The organism is Oceaniferula flava (assembly GCF_016811075.1).
Lineage (GTDB): Bacteria > Verrucomicrobiota > Verrucomicrobiia > Verrucomicrobiales > Akkermansiaceae > Oceaniferula > Oceaniferula flava.
The window spans coordinates 155111-175867 of record NZ_JAFBGL010000008.1 but is presented as its reverse complement, the minus strand read 5'-3'; the positions used below and the strand labels follow the sequence as shown (position 1 = coordinate 175867).

At 56.4% G+C, this 20757-nt stretch carries 13 protein-coding genes; 4 read left to right on the top strand and 9 right to left on the bottom strand.

Annotation, left to right across the window (positions count from 1 at the left end):
• Positions 1 to 32 precede the first annotated feature (32 nt).
• The gene (locus JO972_RS12840) at positions 33 to 2639 is read left to right on the top strand and encodes a DUF7133 domain-containing protein (protein WP_309490466.1); all 2607 of its coding nucleotides are present in this window, start codon (positions 33 to 35) and stop codon (positions 2637 to 2639) included.
• Between the two features lie 4 nt (positions 2640 to 2643).
• Here JO972_RS12840 and JO972_RS12835 read toward each other — a convergent pair whose 3' ends face one another.
• The 8 genes from JO972_RS12835 to JO972_RS12800 are packed head-to-tail and all read right to left on the bottom strand — an operon-like array spanning position 2644 to position 14427.
• Positions 2644 to 3825: a putative glycoside hydrolase gene (locus JO972_RS12835; protein WP_309490465.1), complete on the bottom strand. Its 1182-nt coding sequence runs from the start codon at positions 3823 to 3825 to the stop codon at positions 2644 to 2646.
• 12 nt (positions 3826 to 3837) lie between these two features.
• Positions 3838 to 5214: a sulfatase-like hydrolase/transferase gene (locus tag JO972_RS12830; RefSeq protein ID WP_309490464.1), complete on the bottom strand. Its 1377-nt coding sequence runs from the start codon at positions 5212 to 5214 to the stop codon at positions 3838 to 3840.
• An 18-nt stretch (positions 5215 to 5232) separates the two neighbouring features.
• Positions 5233 to 6972: an arylsulfatase gene (locus JO972_RS12825; RefSeq protein ID WP_309490463.1), complete on the bottom strand. Its 1740-nt coding sequence runs from the start codon at positions 6970 to 6972 to the stop codon at positions 5233 to 5235.
• Positions 6973 to 6996: 24 nt separating this feature from the next.
• Entirely contained in the window at positions 6997 to 8460 is a 1464-nt protein-coding gene (locus JO972_RS12820; RefSeq protein ID WP_309490462.1) for a sulfatase family protein, read from the bottom strand.
• Positions 8457 to 9467 (bottom strand): prolyl oligopeptidase family serine peptidase, encoded by a 1011-nt coding sequence (locus JO972_RS12815; RefSeq protein ID WP_309490461.1) that lies wholly within the window; start codon positions 9465 to 9467, stop codon positions 8457 to 8459. Before JO972_RS12815 ends, JO972_RS12820 begins: the two co-directional genes overlap by 4 nt.
• A 37-nt stretch (positions 9468 to 9504) precedes the next feature.
• Entirely contained in the window at positions 9505 to 11010 is a 1506-nt protein-coding gene (locus tag JO972_RS12810) for a sulfatase family protein (protein WP_309490460.1), read from the bottom strand.
• On the bottom strand, positions 11007 to 12860 hold the full coding sequence (locus tag JO972_RS12805; RefSeq protein ID WP_309490459.1) for an arylsulfatase: 1854 nt from the start codon (positions 12858 to 12860) through the stop codon (positions 11007 to 11009). The genes JO972_RS12810 and JO972_RS12805 overlap by 4 nt, the downstream gene beginning before the upstream one ends.
• Before the next feature lie 40 nt (positions 12861 to 12900).
• On the bottom strand, positions 12901 to 14427 hold the full coding sequence (locus JO972_RS12800; RefSeq protein WP_309490458.1) for an arylsulfatase: 1527 nt from the start codon (positions 14425 to 14427) through the stop codon (positions 12901 to 12903).
• A gap of 122 nt (positions 14428 to 14549) precedes the next feature.
• Between JO972_RS12800 and JO972_RS12795 the strand changes: the two genes are divergently transcribed.
• Entirely contained in the window at positions 14550 to 16550 is a 2001-nt protein-coding gene (locus JO972_RS12795; RefSeq protein ID WP_309490457.1) for a sensor histidine kinase, read from the top strand.
• On the top strand, positions 16547 to 17200 hold the full coding sequence (locus JO972_RS12790) for a response regulator (RefSeq protein ID WP_309490455.1): 654 nt from the start codon (positions 16547 to 16549) through the stop codon (positions 17198 to 17200). Before JO972_RS12795 ends, JO972_RS12790 begins: the two co-directional genes overlap by 4 nt.
• A 17-nt stretch (positions 17201 to 17217) precedes the next feature.
• Here the strand turns inward: JO972_RS12790 and JO972_RS12785 are convergent, their stop codons facing one another.
• Positions 17218 to 17949, bottom strand: a complete 732-nt coding sequence (locus tag JO972_RS12785) for a TIGR04282 family arsenosugar biosynthesis glycosyltransferase (RefSeq protein ID WP_309490454.1) — start codon at positions 17947 to 17949, stop codon at positions 17218 to 17220.
• 225 nt (positions 17950 to 18174) lie between these two features.
• Here JO972_RS12785 and JO972_RS12780 point away from each other — a divergent pair, with 225 nt between their 5' ends.
• Positions 18175 to 20730, top strand: coding sequence for an FtsK/SpoIIIE family DNA translocase (locus tag JO972_RS12780; RefSeq protein ID WP_309490453.1), 2556 nt, complete (start codon positions 18175 to 18177; stop codon positions 20728 to 20730).
• The last annotated feature ends 27 nt before the right edge of the window (positions 20731 to 20757 follow it).

Here is a 20757-nt window from a genome sequence, read left to right as displayed (position 1 = left end):
TCTGGTGGGGATGCCTGTCGCCAGATTTTATCATGAACTCATTAGCCCCCACTCACCGCAAAACCAAACTGAGCTTTTTAGCTCTATCGCTCCTATGCATCAGCCCTTTGACCGCCGAACCTGGAGATAAGATCTATCAGAAAGGGTTTCTATCAAAAGATGAGGCGCTGAAATCCATTGAACTGAAGGATGGATATCGCCTGGAGCTCGTGCTCAGCGAGCCCCACATTCATGAACCGGTCGCGATGGCATGGGATGGCAATGGCGTGCTCTATGTGGTGCAGATGCGCACCTACATGCAAGATGCGGATGCTACGGGCGAAAAGAAACCAGAGAGCCTAATCTCCCGTCACGAAGATACCGATGGCGACGGAGTTTACGACCAACACAGCGTGTTCATTGATAACTTGAAATTGCCCCGGATGGTGCTGCCACTCGATGACCGCGTGATGGTGGGTGTTACCGATACGCTCGATCTCTGGAACTATCGCGACACAGATGGCGATGGGGTTGCGGATGAAAAAGTCAAAATCTACGAAGGCGGCCGGCGTGGTGGGAATATGGAACACCAACCGAGCGGCCTGGTGTGGAATCTGGATAACTGGATCTATCTCACCTACGAGGCCAAGCGCTACCGCTTCACCGATGGCAAGTTAGAGGTGCAGAAACTGCCACGTGGTGGTGGCCAGTGGGGGCTCAGCCAAGACGACGCCGGACGTTTGTACTACTCGACCGCCGGAGGCGAAAAACCGGCACTTTATTTTCAGCAACCGATCGCTTACGGCGCGCTGAACTTGAGTGGTCAAGAAGAACCCGGCTTCCGCACCGTGTATCCGATCGCGGAAGTGCCCGATGTGCAGGGTGGGAAACGCCGCGTTGGACCGAATGGGGGACTGAACAACTTCACCGGTGTCGCCGGGCAGAGCATTTACCGGGGCGATCGCTTGCCGGCTGATCTCAAGGGCGACTTGTTGATCCCCGAGCCAGTCGGTCGCTTGATTCGCCAGGTGGAAGTGGACCGTGAGAACGGCAAAAGCGTGCTGAGAAATGTCCACCCGAAGTCAGAGTTCATCCGCTCACGCGATATCAATTTCCGCCCGGTGTGGACGGCGACTTCTCCGGATGGAGCCCTGATGATCCTCGATATGCACCGGGGCATCATCCAGCAGGGGAATTGGACACGACCGAAAAGCTACCTGCGTGGTATCATTGACAAGTGGGGGCTGGATAAAAATATTGGCAAAGGACGGCTCTACCAACTGGTTCACGATTCCTATAAGCCGGATCGTCAACCTCGCATGTTAGAAGAAAGCACGGCCGAGCTGGTCGCGCATCTTTCTCACCCGAACGGCTGGTGGCGCGATACCGCGCAGAAGCTGATCATCCTGCGCTCCGACCGAGAAAGTGTGGTTCCAGCCCTGGAAAAGCTGCTCTCTGATGGCCAGAGCGATCTGGGTCGGTTGCATGCTCTGTGGACGCTGGAGGGCATGGGAAAACTGAGCCCAGAGAACGTTGTCACCGCCCTCAAGGATACATCGTCCCTGGTGCGAAGCTCTGCCGTGCGTTGTGCCGAGCCCTATTTACTCAGTGAAAAACCCGAAGTCATCAAGGCCCTGACCAGCTCTCCTGCGATGAAGTCGGATATCGAGATGGTGATTCAAACATTCAACTCCATCAACACCAGTGGAACGGTCTCACCAGTTTTGTTAGGGTTCCGTGACAAGATTGCCGAGCACTTCCAAGACAACGAAACCATCTCCGCCCTGGCGCAAGCGCAGCGTTCCGAATTCGCCGATAAGCAGGCCGAGTTGAAACAAAAGAAACTCGGAGCTGCCTTCTCCAAAAGTATGAAGCGGGGCAAGGTGATCTATCAGCAGTTGTGTTTCTCATGCCACGGGAACGACGGCAAAGGCACTCCGATGCCAGGTCAGGAAGGTGAGAAGTTAGCCCCGTCGTTTGTCGGTTCAGCACGGGTGTTAGGTCGTGGCGGGGAGAGCACCATCCGCACGCTACTGCACGGACTGACCGGCGACTTGGATGGTCGTGAATATGAAGGGTTGATGGTGGCGATGGCGAACAATGACGACCTATGGATTGCCGATGTGGCCAACTACATCCGCAACAGCTTCGGCAATCAGGCGGACTTTGTCCGTGCCGAAAACGTCGCCGTTCTGCGCAAAGAGCACTCGTCGAGGAAAAAGCCATGGACGCAAAAAGAGCTGGAAGCCCTCGAACCACAACCGCTGACGAACAAGAAGAAGTGGAAACTGAGCGCCAGCCACAAAAGCAAGGACCTTAAGCTCGCCGTCGATGGCAACCCCAAAAGCCGCTACACCACAGGAGCGGGGCAAGAACCCGGCATGTGGATTCAGATTGAGTTTCCCAAGGAAACCGAACTCGATGCCATTGTGCTCGACTCGCAAAGGTCCGCCCGAGATTTTCCACGTGGCTATCAGGTGCAGGTCTCGGCGAACGGTCGCCAATGGAGTCAAGCGCTGGCCAGCGGCACTGGAAAAAATCCCATCACTAACATCTCTCTGCCGGCAGGCACCAAGGGGCGATTTGTGAGGATCACTCAGACCGGTAAGATCAAAAACTTATTTTGGTCGATCCACGAAATCGAGATCTACGGCAACTGATTTCTTATCGCTGCGATGACGGCTTGGGTTTCTTTTTCCAGAGAATCTCAGCCGTTTCGGATTCGATATCGACTGTGACCGATGCGTGTTCGAAGTCGCGACGGTAGCTGTAGCCGTCACGCTGCGCGGGGCCTTTCGGCGCACCGAGAGGGTAGGAATATTCGGGGTAGTCCTTCATCCAGAGCCTGCTGCGACCATTGTCCACACCGTAACCATCCGCGAGCATGAAGTAGCTATGTGGTTCCGCGCAAACGAGGAACAGCGCCAAGGTATAGAGAAAGCGATCGTGGGCCGATTTGAATGTTTTGTTCGATGTCTTCGCCTTTTGCGCATCCATGTCGGTGTCTGTGTAGGGACCGAGGCCGATGGTGAATGCGATGATCTTGCCGCTGCGGGCGGCTTTCTGGATGGCGGCGATCCCCTTGGCCATGTAGTCCTCGCGCTTGCTGCGCCCGACAGCGTGCTCAAATCCTTCGATGTATGAGCCGTCAAAATAATCGAGATACTCGACACCCGCACGGGGGAAGCGTGCTCGGATGATGTTGGCGATCACCAGCTTGTCCTTGCCTAACTTTTCCGGCAGCTGCTTCATCATCTGGTGATAGGCCGCAGTGAGTGCGCTGCGCTTGTCCTTGCCAATCTGGCGCAGCAGGTAACGTTCCTCGAGCGCCTTGATATTGCCATCGACAAAGAGGCCGTCGATGGAGTCAGAGGCACAAACCTCGCGGGCGTGATCGAGCCACCATTGCTGGACCTTGGGCTGGGTGAGATCGTAGGCTGGGACTTTGCCGCGCACCAGATTGGTGCCGCCTTGTGGGTCGCTCAAAAACGGTTGATCGATTTTTTTCAGCTGGGAATCGGCGGCGTAGGAGCCGTAGTGCACGATGATATTTCGGTAGTAAAGGATCTTGCTGTCAGGGTTCACCTGCTTAATCGCCTTCGCCGCTTTCAGGGTGCCTGCCTCAGTGCTGCCGGAGTCTCGCGACCCGGTGGTTTTTTCCAACGTGATCAGTGGGAACTTGGCGAGATACTTGATCTCGTCCGGGGTGAAGGCGGTGTATTTCCGCACGTGCATGTAGCGCGGCACGGTGTCCCAGCTAAACTCCGGGAGTCGGTTCTCCGCGGTGGCCGCCAGGGTGAGTGTGGCGCTCAGCAGGCTGATGACGAGGGCGGTTTTACGGATCATCGGTCGTGGCGTTTAGTAGTTGATCGTTCCGCCTTTGACGGGTTTTTGGCGTGCGTTTTCCCACCATTCGTTGGGGCCTTCCTCTTTGATGTCGGCCCAGACGGCGAGTAGTTTCTTTTTCATCTTCTCGGTTTTCTCCGGCATTTTCGCGGCGAGGTCATGCTCTTCCTTCCAATCTTTCTGAACCTCGAAGAGCTGGAACTTGGTGAGGGTTTCGTCGCCGACGATTTTCCAATCGCCGATGCGCATGGCGACCCGTGCTTGGGGCGCGGAAACGTGGGTGCGCCAGAATAGCGGGATCTTGCGCTCGACCGGTTTGCCGGCGAAGGCGGGGACCATGCTGACGCCATCGATGGTGCGGTTGTCCGGGAGGGGAACTCCCACGATATCGAGCACGGTGGAAAAGATGTCGGTGCCCACGACGGGAACATCACTCACGGTGCCGGGTTTGATTTTTCCGGGCCAACGCACCAGCCCAGGCACGCGGATGCCGCCTTCATACTCACTGCGTTTGTTGCCGCGCAGGCCTCCTGTGGTGCCGCCGTAGGCTGGCACCGGACCATTGTCGGAGGTGAAGAAGACCAGGGTGTTATCGCTGACACCTTGTTCTTCCAAGGCATCTAACACCATGCCGAGAGCATGATCCAGCTGGGTGATGTTGCCCATATATTTGCTGTTTTTGTGGTCTTTGTAGAGCTCTTGAAACCTGGAATCGGTGGCGATAGGTGAGTGGGGTTCGTGGAACCAGACGGACATCAGAAAGGGCTTTTTAGGATTGCGGATGTCTTTCAGCCATCGGTTTGCTTCGGCGGCGACCAGTTGGGCGGAGTAGCCTTCGGTCGGTCCCACAGGTTTGCCGTTTAAGACGAAATTGTTAGGGTTCTTGTGGCTGGGGACCGCGTTGTTCTGCGTGTACATCCAGTGGTCGTATCCATGGTCGCCAGGTTGCGGGAATTCGGGTTTGTTGAACTGCTGCCTCGAGAGCAGATGCCATTTTCCAACGTGGCAGGTCTCGTAGCCTTCTTTTTTCAGCAGCTCCGGATATGTGATCTCGCTGGCGCGCAGATGGGCTTCATGCACGCCGGACAGGTGTCGCCAGACGCCATTGCGGTAGGGTGTGCGGCCTGTGAGGATTGCGGACCTTGACGGTGAGCAGACACCGCAGGCGGAGTAGAACTGATTGAACTTCACGCCCTCGGCCGCCATCCGGTTCATGTTGGGGGTCTTGATCAGTTTGTGACCGTAGGTTTCGGAGTCGCCCCAACCCATGTCGTCGGCAAGCACCACGACGATGTTGGGTTTTTCCTGAGCGACCACATGAGTGCACAGAAGCGGCAGGGTGAGGATCGCACCGACGATGCGAGCGATGTTTTTTTGAGGGGTTTTCATAGGCTTGTAGGGTTGGAGTTAGAGAGCTTCGACTTCGGTGAAATAGGCGCCACCAGCTTTGCCCTGCGCATCATACAGGTAGGTGGTGAGTTGGGTTTTGCCGGCAGGGAGGCTGAGTTCGAAGACAACGCCCCGGCTGCCTTTTTCGACGACGGCCTCTTTTTCGATGCCGGCAATCGTCAGACGTGCTCGCACGGCATTGACGGTCGCCTTGGCCTCCTTGGGCAGCTGGCGCAGGGTGATGCGGTAGATTCCTGCCTTTTTGACATCCACCATCCATGGTCCGGTGACGCGCGGAAGTTTTTGGATGTGGCGGAAATTCCACGGTGGATTGCCCTTGGCCATGTACCAATCCTGCGAGCACAGCACGGTGGGGTTATCGGTCGGGTTGCCGAGATCGATCGAGACCGGCGTCATGCGCGGGGCGACAGATTTCCAGAATGGGGTGTAGAGTGCCCGTAGCTCGGCAAGCACTTCCGGGTGCTCGGCAGCGACGTCATTGCGCTGGGCGAGGTCGGCCTCCAGATCATAGAGCTCTTTGCCATTGATCAGGCGCCAGCGGTCTTTCACCACACAGCTGTCTTGCCACTTCTGTGGCTGGGCATTGAAATAGGCCCCGCCTTGGAACTGGACGACCAGGTGATCACGGCGTGGTGTAGCTTGAGGGTCTTTCAAGAGATTGTCGAAGGAAATACCATCGGGCTGGTGCGACTCCTGAAGCTCGATGCCACAGAGGGCGGCGAGCGTTGGCAGCACATCGATGTGGGCTGTTAGCGCGGAGATGTCGCGGCCTCCTTCCAGTCCACCTTTCGGCCAATGGATGAAAAACGGAACACGGTGCCCACCCTCGTAGATGGAAGATTTTTTACCGCGCATGCCTGCGTTGAATCCCTTGACGGCCTCGGAGTCGAGCCCCTTGAATTTGGCACCCGCGGCGGTGCCGTTATCGGTCATGAAAATCAAGATGGTATTTTCACTGAGTTCCAGTCGGTCTAACTCCTTGCGCAGCAAGTCCACGTTGTGATCGATGTTGGCGATCATGCCGTAAAAATTGGCAAAGGCTTTGGTCGCTGGATGGTTCTTATAAGGAGCGGCCCATTGCTCAGGCACGAAATAAGGGCCGTGCGGTGCGTTGAGGGCAAGGTAGAGGAAGAATGCCTCGTCTTTACGCTCACGGATGAAGCGCTTCGCCTCCTCGAACCAAACATCGGTGCAGTATCCCTCGAACTTTTCGAACTTGCCGTTGCGCTCGTAGGTATCGTCGAAGTAATCGTTGCCCCAGTAGTCCGATGCCTGACCGATGCCGCCGCAGCGGTGCCAAACGACATCCTGGAAGCCACGGTCCTGGGGGCGGTGCGGTGCGTTATCGCCCAAGTGCCATTTGCCCACCATGCCGGTGGCGTAACCATTTTCTGCGAAGACATGGCCGATGGTTCTCTCATCGGTGTGCATCATGGTGCGTCCGGAACTGGTGCGGTAAGCACCGGTGCGTGCGGGGAACCGACCCGTCATCAGCGCGGCCCGCGTGGGCGTGCAGAAGGGGCTGGAGTGGAAATTGGTCAAGCGCAGCGACTCCGCATGGAGTTGATCCAGTGCCGGCGTTTTTAGCTGCGGGTTTCCGTGGGCACCGATGTCACCGTAGCCTTGGTCATCGGTCATGATCAGGATGACATTGGGGCGCTTTTCCGCCTGCGCGGGGAGGAGGAAAAGTGCGGCAATGCCTCCCAGAAGCGAGAGTCGATGCAGTAGGCCTGGCATGATCGATTGGGTGAGAACTGGGCGTTACTTCTTTTTGGTTTTCCAGAGTTTGATGGGTTCGAAATCATTGTCTGACTTCGGCCCGTTGGTACTGCGACCGCTGGTGACATCAACGGTCAGCTGCTTGAGAAGCTGTTGGACGACCTCCGGCTTGGAGGTGTAGAGGTTGTTTGTTTCCCCAGGGTCCGCGTCCATGTCGTAGAGCTGTCCTTTCGGGCTGCCTTGCGGCGCTTGGTTTTCTTTCGGGGCGGACCAGCCACCAGAGGCTTTCGCCAAGCAGAGTTTCCATTTGCCCATCCGGTAAGCAAAGTGACCGCTGATCGAGTGGTGGACGACTCCTTCACGCGTGGAGCTGATGGCTTCCCCCTTGAAGGCAGGGAGGAAACTGACACTGTCCTCGGCTGAGTCAGCAGGTAACTCTTTGCCTAACAGGTCTGCGCAAGTGGCAAAGACATCAGTCATGCAGAGCAACTGATCGCTGGTGCTGGCTGCCTTGATCTTCCCAGGCCAGCGGGCGATGAACGGCACTCGGTGACCGCCGTCCCAGATGTCTGCCTTCGAGCCACGCAGGTGGGCGCTGGGGAAGTGACCCTGCTTCTGAAGGTCGGGGATTTTCGCGGCCTTGGAGCAGCCGTTGTCGGAGGTGAAAATCACCAGGGTGTTATCGGCGAAGCCATTTCGATCGAGCGCTGTTAGGATGGCACCGAAGGCATCATCCGTTTCCATGACAAAGTCCGCGTAGGCACCCAGTCCGCTTTTTCCCTGCCATGCTTTGGTGGGCAGGATGGGGGTGTGTGGCGATCCGAAGGGAACGTAGAGGAAGAACGGTTGGTCGGGGTCGGTTTTGGCCCGCTCATCGATGTAGGCCACGGCCTTTTCCTTGATGCGTGGCAGCATGTTGATCTCCGGATCATGGGCGATGACTTCATCGTTCTCGACCACACATTGCATGTCGCCAGCGTGGTGGAAGCCATGAAAGTAATCGAAGCCACGATGCACCGGGCCGTCAGGGATTTTACTGCCGACGGGTGCCGGGGATTTTTTCTTCTTCCTCTTCAGATTTTCTCCAGATTTCGGGTCTTGGTAGCGGAAGTTGAGGTGCCACTTGCCCACGATGGCGGTGTGGTAGCCGTTCGACTTGAGAAAACTGGCCACCGTGGGGCGTTTTGGAGCGATGAGGCAGGGGGCGAAGCCTTGTACCACACCTTTTTGCAAATGGGTGCGCCAGCTGTAGCGTCCTGTTAGTAAGCCATAGCGAGTAGGGGTGCAGACCGACGATCCAGAATGGGCATCGGTGAAAATCATGCCGGCCTTGGCGAGTTTGTCCACGTGAGGCGTGGCGATTTTTCCCCGCTCCGGGTTGAGGATTTGGATGTCGCCGTAGCCCAGATCATCGCACATGACGTAGACGATGTTAGGTTTCGCGGCATGAAGAAGAGGGCTCGCGCAGCAGAGCAGGGCGGTTAGGAGTTTCGTAGCTGGTTTCATTTGGATGTGGAGTGAGATGGTTTGGCCTCGAGGAAGAATTGTACGGTTTTCTGGATGATGTCGTTCACGCCGGGTTCGATCTCGGCGTCGACTTTGCGCCAGTTGTGGCCGGCGTTCTGGATGATCATGATTTCGACAGGCGCCTGCAGTTGCTCTGCTTTTTTCTTCATGTAGTAAGCATGTTTCACCGGAATGGTGGTGTCCTTATCGCCCTGAATCATCAGCAGTGGAGGGCTGTCTTTTTTGAGATAATTGATGGGGCTCATCTCGCGGTAGAGCTGGAGCTTCTCCTTGGGGTCGGTGCCAGGCTTGATGATGCGCGGGCCGAAACGGTCGCGGAAATTGGGTCGGTCGTCGTGGTTGAACAGCTCCGTTTTTTCAAAATCGCAGGGTCCATACCAAGAGACACCTGAGACGACGTGGTAATCGGCCTCCGCCAGTGATGGATCGCCGGGCAGGCTTTCCGGCTTGCTGAGAAGCAGCATCTGGGCAATCTGGCCACCTGCGGAATCTCCCATGACATGGAAGCGGGTGGGGTCGATTTTCAGCGTCTTGCTGTGTTGGCTGAGGTAGCGCAGGGCGTCTTTGCTATCGATGACGCAATCGCGCATCAAGACATCGCCGTCCTTGCTGTAGAGCCGATAATCGACGGTGGCGACGCAGAAGCCCTCGGCCAGAAGTTGGGTGAACACCTTGGCAAATCTCCCGCTGGTGATTCCGCGCCGACTGCCGGCGGCCCATCCTCCACCGTGGGTGTAGATGATCACCGGGGGCGTGGCGCTCTGCTTGGCGGTGGGGTAGTAGAGGTCGAGCTGGAGTTCTTTCTTCCCCACTTTTTTATACACCACATCAAGTTTTCTCTCCGCTCCGGTTTCTAAATACGGCGTGCGTTTTTTGACTTTCCTTGGTGTCTTGGGGTCGGCGTCGGAAGTGGTATCGGGGGCTGCTACGGCCCAGGTCAGCGAGCTGAGCAAGAGCACACAGGAGGATTTGAGGAGGGTTTTCATGGGGGGGATGAATTGGTGGATTGATGAGTTGGCTGGTTTACTTGGTCTTGGCTTTTTTCTTCCGCTTGTGCAGAGCTTTGGCGCGTTCTTCCCACGGTAGTTTGCGATCGAAGACGGTGCCGTATTGTTGGTAGCGGTTGTAGGGAACCGCTTCCGCTTTCCAATGCGCCAAATGTTGGTCGTAAGCCTTGCGGAGGTCGTTGAGGGCGGTCGAGTATTCAGGGTTGCGCACCTGATTGGTCAGTTCGTGGCGATCCTTACTGATGTGATAGAGTTCCTCGGTGACTTCGAATCCCTCCGCCGCATATCCCCAGTGGATGTATTTCATGTCCTTGGTCACCACGCTCAGCGCATGGGTGGGGTATCGACCCCAGACGTTGATCAGGGCGATCGACTGATGGATTTCCGCGTCCTGTTTGTCATAGAGTTCCATCAGATTGGCGCCGTCCATATTGTCAGGCACCGAAAGTCCGGCGAGCTGGAGGATGGTTGGGGCGAAGTCGATGTTCGCAGTGAGTGCCTTCGAACGCAGTTGTTTCCCTGAGTTTTTGTGACGTGGATCGAAGACAATCAGCGGGGCGCCTGCCGATTCCTCATAGGGAAGCACCTTCGAACCATAACCGTGAGAGCCGCAGAAGAAGCCATTGTCCGAGGTGTAAATGATCACCGTGTTATCCGCGACCTTGTGGTCATCGAGCGCTTTCCGGATCATGCCGACGGCCACGTCGATGGCGTAGATCTGCTGGTGGTAGGTCGCCATGACCTGATCGTATTGATCGGAATAGTTCCAGCTGTGGAAACGCTCATATTGGCGGTCCGTTTTACTTTGCTTGGAAAAGTGTTCACCGTGTTCACGTCCGTAGTTCACGGGTTTCTTGAACGTTTTACCGGCGTAAACGTGGTCGAATTTGGGGTCGGGGGTCGCGGGTTTGTGAGGTGCTTTGAAACTGATCGAGAGGCAGAAGGGCTTGCCCGCCTGAGCTGCTTTGGCGATGAAATCCCGGCCGAATGCTCCGTAGGAGAGGGTGGAGTGCGGGTATTTCTTCGCATAGGCTGCCATGGATTTGTTGTGCTTGGTGGCATACTGCGTCTGCTGCGGTCCGCCGCCCCACATGTCAAAATCCTCAGCCGGCAAGGGCAGTTTTTCGCCTTCCGGAGTCTCCTTGAGCTCGAAGCCGAATTTGCCAGCAAAGGCGGTCCTGTAGCCGGCTTTTCTCAGCAGAATCGGGTAGGATTTCTTCCAGGTGGAGGTTAGCATGTCACCGTGGGAGAAGTTGCAGCCGGTCTTGTACTCATACATGCCGGTCATCACACTGGCACGCGATGCCATGCAGATGGCGGTGGTGTTGTAGTGACGATCGAAAACGATGCCGTCGGCTCCCAGTCGGTCAATGTTCGGGGTCTTGACGTCGGTGTTGCCGTAGCAGCCCAGGCTGTAGGTGCTTTGGTCGTCCGACATCAGGTAGACGATATTCGGCTTGCTGGCGGCCTGACTGGCGCTGGCCGAGATCAGGGTGGCGGCGATGAAATGGATTGGTTTCATTTGGATTTGGATGCGTTCTTTTTCGCTCTCTTGGCTTTGACTTGAGGTGGGATGCGTCCGTGACTTGGATCGTAGACGGGGATGCCCATGCCCTGAGGTGTCTGCCAGCCTGGTTTAGGCTGGTGAGTCACATACGCATAGTAAGGCGTGGCCGTTACGTCAGGGCTAATGAAAAGTGGCGAAAACTTGGTGATCCCTTTTTCCAAGCGGACTTTGAAGGTCACTTCCTTCGCTCCGGCTGGGATGTCTTGGGTCTGATCGATGTTGCCGATGCGTAGACGGGCTTGTTTGTAGTCGAATGCTTTGCCGTAGGTGCCGTCGTTGATCGCCTTGTCCGCTTCCACCGGCCAGCGGCGCAGCGAGATCTCGTAATCGCCGGCGCGTTCCACCTCGATCGCCCAGTAGGACTCCTCAGCGACCGAGCCGTTTCTGATGTGGTTCTGGTGCCATGGCGGGAGCTTGTTGATCAGCCAATCGTGCGAGGAAAGTGCCACCAGTGGCGAGTGGTCCGAGCCGATGACCATGTAGCTGGTGAGATCGTGTTCCTTGGAAACGTCGTTCCAGAAGACATCGTAGTCGGCGCGCAGTTTGGCAACCACTTCAGGGTGCTGGGCGGCGATGTCATTGGCCTGCTTCGGGTCCTTGCGGATGTCGTAAAGTTCCTTGCCGTTCACCAGTCGCCATTGATCGGTCATGACTGCGCAGTGGCGCCATTTTTCCGGAGTGACCACCCGCTGGGTTTCCACCACCAGCGTGCGTGCCGGCCATTGTTCTCCGTCGGTGTAGAGGAGTTCTTTGATGCTGCTTCCATCGTATTTGACCTCCGGCGTTTCCAGTCCGCAGAGTTCGATAAAGGTCGGGAGGATGTCGATGTGGGCGGTGAGTTGTTCGATCGATTTGCCGGCTTCGATCTTGCCGTTCGGCCAGCGGATGATGAAGGGAACGCGGTGACCACCTTCGTATTCCGAGTTTTTGTAGCCGCGCATGTTGCCATCGTAGCCACGACCATCTTTCAAGCCCATGGCCGCAGTGCCGTTGTCGGTCATGAAAATCAGGATGGTGTTCTCAGCGAGGCCTTCCTCATCGAGCATTTTCATGAGCTTGGCCATGTTGTCATCGATGTTGGTGATCATGCCGTAGAAGGCGCTGTTTGGCACGTTGGGCACATCGTCGTAGAGCTCGGTGTATTCCGTGGGGCAGTAATACGGGCTGTGTGGTGCATTGGTGGCGATGTAGGCGAAGAAGGGTTTGTCCTTGTTCTCCTTGATGAACTTCATCCCTTCGTCGAACCAAACATCCGTGCAAAACCCTTCAAACTGCTTCAGCTCGCCATTCACGACGTAGGTGTCATCGAAGTAATCATTGCCCCAGTAATCGGGGGCCTGACCGACGCCGCCCGCCTGGTGGTAAACGACGTGTTGGAAACCTCGATCTTCCGGACGATAGGGGTAGCAATCGCCGAGGTGCCATTTTCCAAACATTCCGGTGGCGTAGCCATTTTGACCAAACACATCCGCCATGGTGGTTTCGCGACGGCGCAACATGCTGCGGCCCTGGACGGTGTGCCAGACACCCACGCGGTTCGAGTAGCGACCGGTCATCAAGGCTGAGCGGGTGGGAGCGCAGGTGGGATCGACGTGGAAGTTGTCGAGCAGCGTGCCTTGGGTCCGCAGTTTGTCGATGTTCGGTGTTTTGATCATCGTGTTGCCGTTGAAGGCCAGGTCGCCGTAGCCTTGGTCATCGGTGATGACCACCACCACGTTGGGTTTGTCCGCCCCGTGGGTCAGGGTGGGAGAGAGCAGCGTGGAGGAGAGGGCTGCGATGGGGAGCAGCTGTTTGATAAGATTCATCGGATGTTGGATTGATTCTGTGAGTTGGGGAAATACGGATTTAGAGAGCGTCGGGCGCCCAATCAGGGATGCCTTTTTCCTGAAGTTGTTTGTGGTAGCGGATGGCGAGTGGTTGTTCTTTGGCGGGGACTTTCGGCAGGCCTTCATTGACCATGAGGGGAAGGGTGGACTGCCACCAGGCGTCGAAAGATTTTCTCAGTCGCTGCACCACCTCCGGATGAGCTTCGGAGACGTCGGTGGTCTCGCCTGGGTCGTTGGCGATGTCGTAAAGTTCCTTGTGGTTCACCAGGCGCCAACGCTGGGTGCGGACAGCGCATTTTTTGTATTTCGCCGCCTCGTGTTGGCCCGTGTTCCAGCGACCGCAGTGGAAGAATAACTCACGATCCGGCCATTCGGCTTTCGGGTCTTCGAGCAGAGGAAGCAGAGTTTTTCCATCGATGGCCTGCATGTCGTTAGGTAGCTTGGCTCCGGCGAGATCGCTGAAGGTTTTGTAGAGATCAATATGGGCGGTGAGGCCGTCGATATCAACCCCTTCTCCAAGCACGCCGCGCCACTGCCAGAAGGCTGGCACGTGGGTGCCTCCCTCGTAAGGCGAGTTCTTGCCGCCTCGTAATCCCGCGTTGTGATGCACCACGCGCTGCCCGTTGAGTTTTCCTCTCAGGTGGGTGCCGCCGTTGTCGGTCATGAAAACAACGAGTGTGTTGTCCAGCGCTTGCCATGCGTTGAGTTTTTTCATCAGCAGAGCAAAGTTGCTGTCGATGTTCTCGATCATACCGTAGCGACCGGCTGTGCCTTGGTCGTATCCGAGGTCGATGAATCGCTGGGTGTATTTTTTTGGGGCGACCAGTGGCGCATGGGGGGCATTGAGCGCGATGTAGGCGAAGTAGGGGTGCTCGGCCTGGTGCTGCTTTTTGATCCATGCGAGTGCCGATTGGAAAAACACATCGGTGCAGTAACCTTGGGTCTTTACGATGGTGTCGTTGTACAGCAGGACGTTGTCGAAGTAGACATTCTGTTTGTTCGGGGGGAAATCGCCCAAGGTCACTTGGCCGATGCCTCCGGCGCCGTGGATGAGCGACTCGTTGAAGCCTCGGTTGCCCGGCAGGTAGGCCTCTTCATCACCCAGATGCCATTTGCCAAAGATCCCCGTTTGGTAGCCGGCACTTTGCAGTGCTTGGGGCAGGGTGAAGGTGCTGAGTGCCATTCTTTCACGTTGAAAGATCGTGTGGGTGACTCCATTTTTGAAGGGAGCTCGACCACTCATGATCGCCGCCCGGGTGGGAGCGCAGGTGGGACTGACTTGAAAATCGGTGAAGCGGGTGGATTTTTGGTAAAAGCGATCGATCGCCGGAGTGCGCACCACCTCATTGCCCATGCAGGAAAGGTCACCCATGCCCTGGTCATCAGTGATCACCATGATGATGTTGGGTTTCGTGCCGGCCAGCGGTTTGGCCTCGGCAATGCTTGCGGCACCGAATGACACCAGCACGCTGGCACAAAGCGTGAACGAAGATTTGATGCCATGACAAAGACGGCGGTGGCGCTGTGGGGACTCAGTTGATTTCATAGCTGCGATATACGATGATCCAAAAACTATCGAACGGGGCGGTGATGTCTACCCTTCGTTTACAGGGTAGACATCCCTACGCAGGTAGAGGACGATATCATACACCTTCGCCGCTTTCTTTCGTGTTCTTTTTTCCTCTCTTCCGATCGCTACTCACTGGCTGGCTGGGGCTCCTTGTGGCTTCCTCTGCGGACTGGGCGCAGGGTGCGGATCTTGCAGAACTCTCACTGCCGCAGTTGGAGCGGCGCTTGGGGGAAATCGATGGCGAGCTGGAGCAGCTGGCGCGTTACAGTCTGCGCAGTGGTGTCGGGGGGATCGGTTTTCGCTCCGTCTCCCATGCCAAAGACAAGTCCGGCGAGTGGGTGGAGGTGACTCTGGATCGGGCTTATGCGGTGGATGAAATCGTGCTGGTGCCCACACTGTGGCGAGACTCCAAGGACGGCTTTCGGGCCGATGGATTTCCCACGTCGTTTCGTGTGCTGCTGGGCAATGGGCACGAGGATGAAGGTGTGGTGATCGCGTCCTACGATGAGTCCGATGCTCTGATGCCACGTATTGCCCCGTTGATTATCCCGGTCGATGGCAGATCCGCCACCTGGGTGCGGATCGAAGCCACGGGACTCTCGCAGCGGGCCTTCGACCATCGTTACGTTTTCCAGCTCTCGGAGCTCATGGTGTTCAGTGGTGATCGAAATGTCGCCCTGCAGCGACCTGTTAGTGCGTCTTCGGTGCATCCGCGCGACCTGGTGCATGCCTGGGACATCCGTTTCCTCGTCGATGGTCACATGCCCTACCTGATGGACGCCGCTCATGGAGAACCCAGCTTGGCCTATATTGGATCGGTGACCAAACACCGTAGCTTTTCTCTCGATCTCGGGGCGGTGTATCCGATTTCGGCCATCCACCTTCACGCCGTGGATCAGAGTGCGACTGTGCCACAAGCGTATGCGGGACGAGTGGGGGTGCCGAATATGTTACTCATCGAGGGGGCAACGCAGCCCGACTTCTCCGATGCGGTCACCTTGATCGATGCGTCGCTCAAAGGCTTCACCGACATCGGTCCGGTCATGATGTGGGCGGTGGCGGAAAAGGGGTGCCGTTACCTGCGGATCAGCAGCCCGAGCGCCGAGAGCAATGCGCGCTTCGGATTCGCCGAAATCGAGGTGATTTCCCAGGGGAATAATGTCGCTTTGGGTCGACCCGTCCAGGCTCAGGAGCAGGACCCCAGGAAGCTTGTTCCAAAGAACCGCACGCTGGCAGCTCTGACAGACGGGAGGAACTTGTATGGTCATATTTTGCCCGTCAAACAGTGGATGGGCCAACTGGCTCGACGCCATATGTTAGAAAAAGAGAGGCCATTAGTTGTCGCGGCACTGAATCAACGTTACGCGCGCCAGAAAAGCAATCTGCAGCTGATGAGTTGGCTTGCCGCCTTGTTGGCGGCTGGCGTCGGGGCGTCGATCTTGATCTCCCGCAATGTGCGACTACGGCAGGTGAACCAGATGCGTGAGCGTTTTGCGGCGGACTTGCATGATGAGCTGGGAGCGAACATCCACACCATCGGACTGCTGGGAGATCTGGCCCGGGAGGCGGAAACGCGCGAGGAACTTATCGAATTGTTAGATCGATCAAGAGTCTACACCGAGCGCAGTGGCAGCACCATCCGGAGTTGGAGCCAGCGGCTTGAATCCCGTGGTCTCTGCGAGGATCTTGTTCAGGAAATGGAGCGCTCGGCCGAGAGTTTGTTGGCGGATCTGGATCATCAATGGTCGGTCGAAGGTGAAGAAAATTTGCACAAACTGAAAGCCCGGCAGCGCATCTACATCTTCCTGTTTTACAAGGAATGCCTGACCAATATTATCCGCCATTCCGGAGCCACACGCGTAGAGACCCGGTTGAGCGTGGGGCCGAAGTCGCTTGTCTTATCGATCTCCGACAATGGTCTGGGGCTGGACGGCGAGGTTCCGTCGTCATTAAAACGGCGCGCGAGATTGTTAGGTGGTAAAGTCAGGTCGATGAGTTGCTCGGAAAATGGAACAAACATCACCCTGGAGCTCAAGCTGTCTCGCTACCGTCTTTTTCCCTCCTTGATCCCTGCTAAATTCATCCCACTCGATTCATGAATACTCCTATCCAAGTCCTGCTCGTTGAAGATCATGCAGGTTACCGCGAGGTGATCAGTCGCACGATTCAAGCTGCTGATCAGGTCGAATTGCTCAAGCAGTTCGGCACGGCGGAAATTGCCCTGCGTGAGATTCAATGTGTGGGTCCGCAGAAGACACCCGATGTGATTCTGCTCGATCTGAATTTGCCGGGCATGTCGGGGATCGAGGCAATCCCATGGTTTAAGAAATACCTTCCGGAGGCGAATGTCATCATCCTCACTCAATCGGATCAGGAGCAGGATGTTCTCGATGCCATTGCACTGGGAGCATCCGGGTATTTGCTGAAGTCCTCAACGGCCAAGCAGGTGATCGAAGGAATCCAGATTGTAGCCGGCGGGGGCGCATCGCTGGACCCCAGCGTGGCCAAGTTTATTCTCAAAACGATGCAACAACGGCAGCCCGATGAGGAACCGAAAAAGGAACTGTCGGGGCGAGAGTTGGAAATTTTAGCTCTGTTAGGCGATGGTTTGGTGAAAAAGGAGATCGCTGAACAGTTGGGTATCAGCGTGACCACCGTGGCGTATCACATCAAACACATCTATCAAAAACTCGAGGTTCAGAATGCTCCTTCGGCAGTGGCGAAAGGTTACCGGTCAGGTTTGCTCTGAGTCTGAGCAGCTTCTCGTTAGATCGTTTCATCGAGTTCCTCACCCAGCGCTTTTTTCAAGGACGCTCCCAGTGGACCTGCCATGGCTCGGTTCCAGTCGTCAATATGATCGATGTCAGTGAGTGGCGGAAGTTGTTCCAGTGTTAGGTTCGTGTCGCCAGCCGCTACGAGCGTTTTGGCGAGCACATCGGCCTGACTCCATGGGATGTTTTGGAAAAGTTCTGGGCATGGGGACTTTAGGCCTAGCAGGTAGTAGCCTCCGTCGGTGCTGGGTCCGATGATGCCGTCACGTTGGGGGCTCGCCATGCGGGAAAAACCGGCATTGATCCAGCGGGCCCCACAGTCGGGGCAATCAGTGCCAATGATGGAAATATGCTGATAACCATCGGCGAAGCCATCGTCAAAAGCTCTGGCCATGCGCTCACCCAAGTCACCTTCACCCTGGGGTCGGAAGTCGATTTCCTGGCGGTATTTTTCACCGAGGGCAGTGGGGGAGAGGTAGACTCCTTCTTCCTCGCCGCTGCTGCCGTTCATCAGTGGGAGCAGCCAGAAACGAATCGCATCGTTGGCGTCGTCGGGTGCGTAGCAAAAGCGGATCCGACATTTCTCCAGCCCCTGAAGTTGTTTCAAGAGCACTTCCACCAAAGCCCGATAGTATCGGGCGGCCTCTTCGTGACCGACGTCTTGGGCGAGACGCGTTTTGACTTTTCCGGGCAGGGGTTCTTTGAGAAAGACGAGTAACAAGCGCATGACTTTCTGTAATCGGTATGAGGGCAATCGCCAAAGGCAAAATCGCCAAATACTTAAGATTTCTTGATTATCCATTTAGCGTTATTTATCTTGCCAGAGCCCGTAGAATGGGGGATTCTCACGGCATAGAGTCGATTCGCTGCCAGCCTTATAGTCAGCGAGCCACCTGATTTCCCAAAGGTCAGATGGATGGCTCAACAGCCTTGCCGGCATTATTACATCGCGATGGCCTCCCCAAAAAACAAACTGAAGAACCAGAAAAAAGACCGCCAACCCTGGCCCAATGAGGTGTTAGGAATTTTATTATGCGGCGGAGGTATCTTACTCCTTCTTTCCTTGGTTTCCTACTCCCCGGCGGATCTGGTGCATCTGCCATTCATCGGCGGTGATGCCACCCCTGAAGCGGGCAGCGTCAACTGGATCGGCCCGGTGGGGGCGTTCTTGGGCTATGTATTTTTAATCACCTTCGGATCGGCAGCCTATTTGTTACCCTTGACCATGATTTGGCTAGGTGTGGCCAAGCTGGCATTCGATGCCCGACCGTCCGTGCGCACCTGGATCGGTTGCGGTGTCTTCGTCCTCAGTGCCGCCGCTCTCATGGGTGTTCAGAATCTCATGCTGCAGAACTGGGCCGATGCCAATGGTTTGATTGGTGCCGGTGGCTACGCAGGATACGGACTGGGAACAAAATGCCTGGAGGCATTGCTGAATAAACCGGGTGCCATTCTGGTCCTGCTATGTGTCTATCTCGTGAGCCTCATTCTACTCACCGGACTTCATCCTGTCGCTTTCAGTAAGGCGGCATATAGTTATGTGAAAAACTGGATTCAGCAACGCAAGGAGCGTCAGCTCGCTGAGGCAGAGAAGGCATCTGCACGCGAGCGTCGCAGACTGGAACGCGACAACCGTCTGGCGAGTGGCCCGTCCCCAAGCACAGTCGCCTCCGACCCCAAACCAGCGGACCCCGCACCGGCCCGCAAGAAGCCTGCTGCGAAAAAGGCAAAGACCAAGCCGGAGGAGATCGAAGAACCTGCGGACCCCCAAGCCCAGCTCCCGCTCAAGGAGGTGCCCAAACCGCAAATCATCGATTCCTCACTGCGCCGTAAGCCCAATGCCGACCCCAATGCCAAGCCCTTCCAGAAGAAGCGTGAGGAGACAGTCGATCTTAGCACCGACGAGTATGAGAACTACGAACTCCCGGGTTTCGATTTGCTCAATATCCCCGAGCACGAAGAGCCGGAGAAGGAAGCCGATACCGATGAGTTAGTTGCCATTCAGAAAACCATCATCGATACCCTCAATGCCTTTGGCGTGGAGGTCACTGCCGGAAATATCACCCGTGGCCCGACCATCACGCGTTACGAGGTCTATCCAAGTCTCGGTTTGCGTGTCAGCCGTATCACTCAGTTAGAGGCCGATTTGGCACGTGCCACCAAGGCGGAAAGCATCAACATCCTCGCTCCCGTTCCTGGTTCCGACACCGTGGGGATTGAAATTGCTAACAACGAAAAGGTCGCCGTGCCGCTGCACGAACTGCTTTCCGATCCCGCCTTCGCCAGCGCCAAGAAGAAGATTCCTCTGGCTCTGGGTAAGGATGTCTACGGTAACACCGTCATCGGCGACCTCGCCGCCATGCCCCACCTGTTAGTGGCTGGTGCCACCGGCTCTGGTAAGTCGGTGTGTATCAACTCCATCATTTCCAGTATCCTGTTCAAGTTCAGCCCGAACGAGCTGCGCTTCATCATGGTCGACCCCAAAGTGGTGGAAATGCAGATGTATAACTCACTGCCGCACCTTGCCGTGCCGGTGGTGACCGATCCTAACAAAGTCATTGCCGCCCTGCGCTGGGTGGTCAATGAAATGGAACGCCGCTACCGCATGTTTGCCGAGTGTGGCGTGCGGAACTTCGATAGCTTTAACTCCCGTGAGCTGCCTGAAAAAGAAGAGCCGGAAGAACCGGAAGAGGTGGAAGGCGCCGAGCCGGAAGCTGAAGAGGAGTATGATCCGGAGCACATCGATTCCATCGCCCGTGCCCTGACCGACGGAGAGCTCGGGCCACCTGCTATGGACGGCTCCGATGATGACGATGACGAAGAGGAGGAGATCCCCGATCGCATTCCATACATCGTGGTGATTATTGATGAGCTGGCCGACCTCATGCAGACCGCTCCTGCGGACATGGAGATGAATATTGCCCGTATCGCCCAGAAGGCGCGTGCGGCTGGGATTCACCTGATTGTTGCCACTCAGACACCGCGTGCGGATGTGGTCACCGGGATCATTAAGGCAAATATCCCAAGCCGGATTGCTTTCCAGGTGTCCTCGAAGCTCGATAGCCGGGTCATCCTCGATGTCTCAGGTGCGGATAAACTCGTCGGTAAAGGAGATATGCTCTATCTGCCACCCGGATCCGCCAAACTCGAGCGTGCTCAGGGGGCCTTTATTTCCGATGAGGAAGTCGAGGACCTCGTCAAATTCTGCTCCAACCAGGTGGAGCAGGTGTTCGAGAAAACCGTGCAGGAGAGTATCGAAAAAGGAGGCTCTGGCGGCGACGAAGCCAACGACGTTTCGGACGCCGACGAGGAGATCGTGCAGAAGTGCATGGAGGTGATTCGTCAGGAGAAAAAGGCCAGCACATCACTGCTGCAGCGCCGACTCCGACTCGGCTACACCCGCGCCGCCCGGATGATGGACATCCTCGAAGAGCGTGGCATCATCGGACCAGGAGAAGGAGCCAAGCCGCGCGAAATTCTCATCAATGTCGGTCAGGATGAGCCTTGATCTGGAGACGATACAATCTGCGCAGCG

Excerpts from the sequence above, each read along its gene's own strand:
- JO972_RS12790 (WP_309490455.1), top strand. The coding sequence starts at position 16,547 with ATGAATACTCCTATCCAAGTCCTGCTCGTTGAAGATCATGCAGGTTAC.
- JO972_RS12780 (WP_309490453.1), top strand. The coding sequence starts at position 18,175 with ATGGCCTCCCCAAAAAACAAACTGAAGAACCAGAAAAAAGACCGCCAA.
- JO972_RS12800 (WP_309490458.1), bottom strand. The coding sequence starts at position 14,427 with ATGAAATCAACTGAGTCCCCACAGCGCCACCGCCGTCTTTGTCATGGC.
- JO972_RS12835 (WP_309490465.1), bottom strand. The coding sequence starts at position 3,825 with ATGATCCGTAAAACCGCCCTCGTCATCAGCCTGCTGAGCGCCACACTC.
- JO972_RS12815 (WP_309490461.1), bottom strand. The coding sequence starts at position 9,467 with ATGAAAACCCTCCTCAAATCCTCCTGTGTGCTCTTGCTCAGCTCGCTG.
- JO972_RS12810 (WP_309490460.1), bottom strand. The coding sequence starts at position 11,010 with ATGAAACCAATCCATTTCATCGCCGCCACCCTGATCTCGGCCAGCGCC.
- JO972_RS12830 (WP_309490464.1), bottom strand. The coding sequence starts at position 5,214 with ATGAAAACCCCTCAAAAAAACATCGCTCGCATCGTCGGTGCGATCCTC.
- JO972_RS12820 (WP_309490462.1), bottom strand. The coding sequence starts at position 8,460 with ATGAAACCAGCTACGAAACTCCTAACCGCCCTGCTCTGCTGCGCGAGC.
- JO972_RS12840 (WP_309490466.1), top strand. The coding sequence starts at position 33 with ATGAACTCATTAGCCCCCACTCACCGCAAAACCAAACTGAGCTTTTTA.
- JO972_RS12785 (WP_309490454.1), bottom strand. The coding sequence starts at position 17,949 with ATGCGCTTGTTACTCGTCTTTCTCAAAGAACCCCTGCCCGGAAAAGTC.
- JO972_RS12805 (WP_309490459.1), bottom strand. The coding sequence starts at position 12,860 with ATGAATCTTATCAAACAGCTGCTCCCCATCGCAGCCCTCTCCTCCACG.
- JO972_RS12825 (WP_309490463.1), bottom strand. The coding sequence starts at position 6,972 with ATGCCAGGCCTACTGCATCGACTCTCGCTTCTGGGAGGCATTGCCGCA.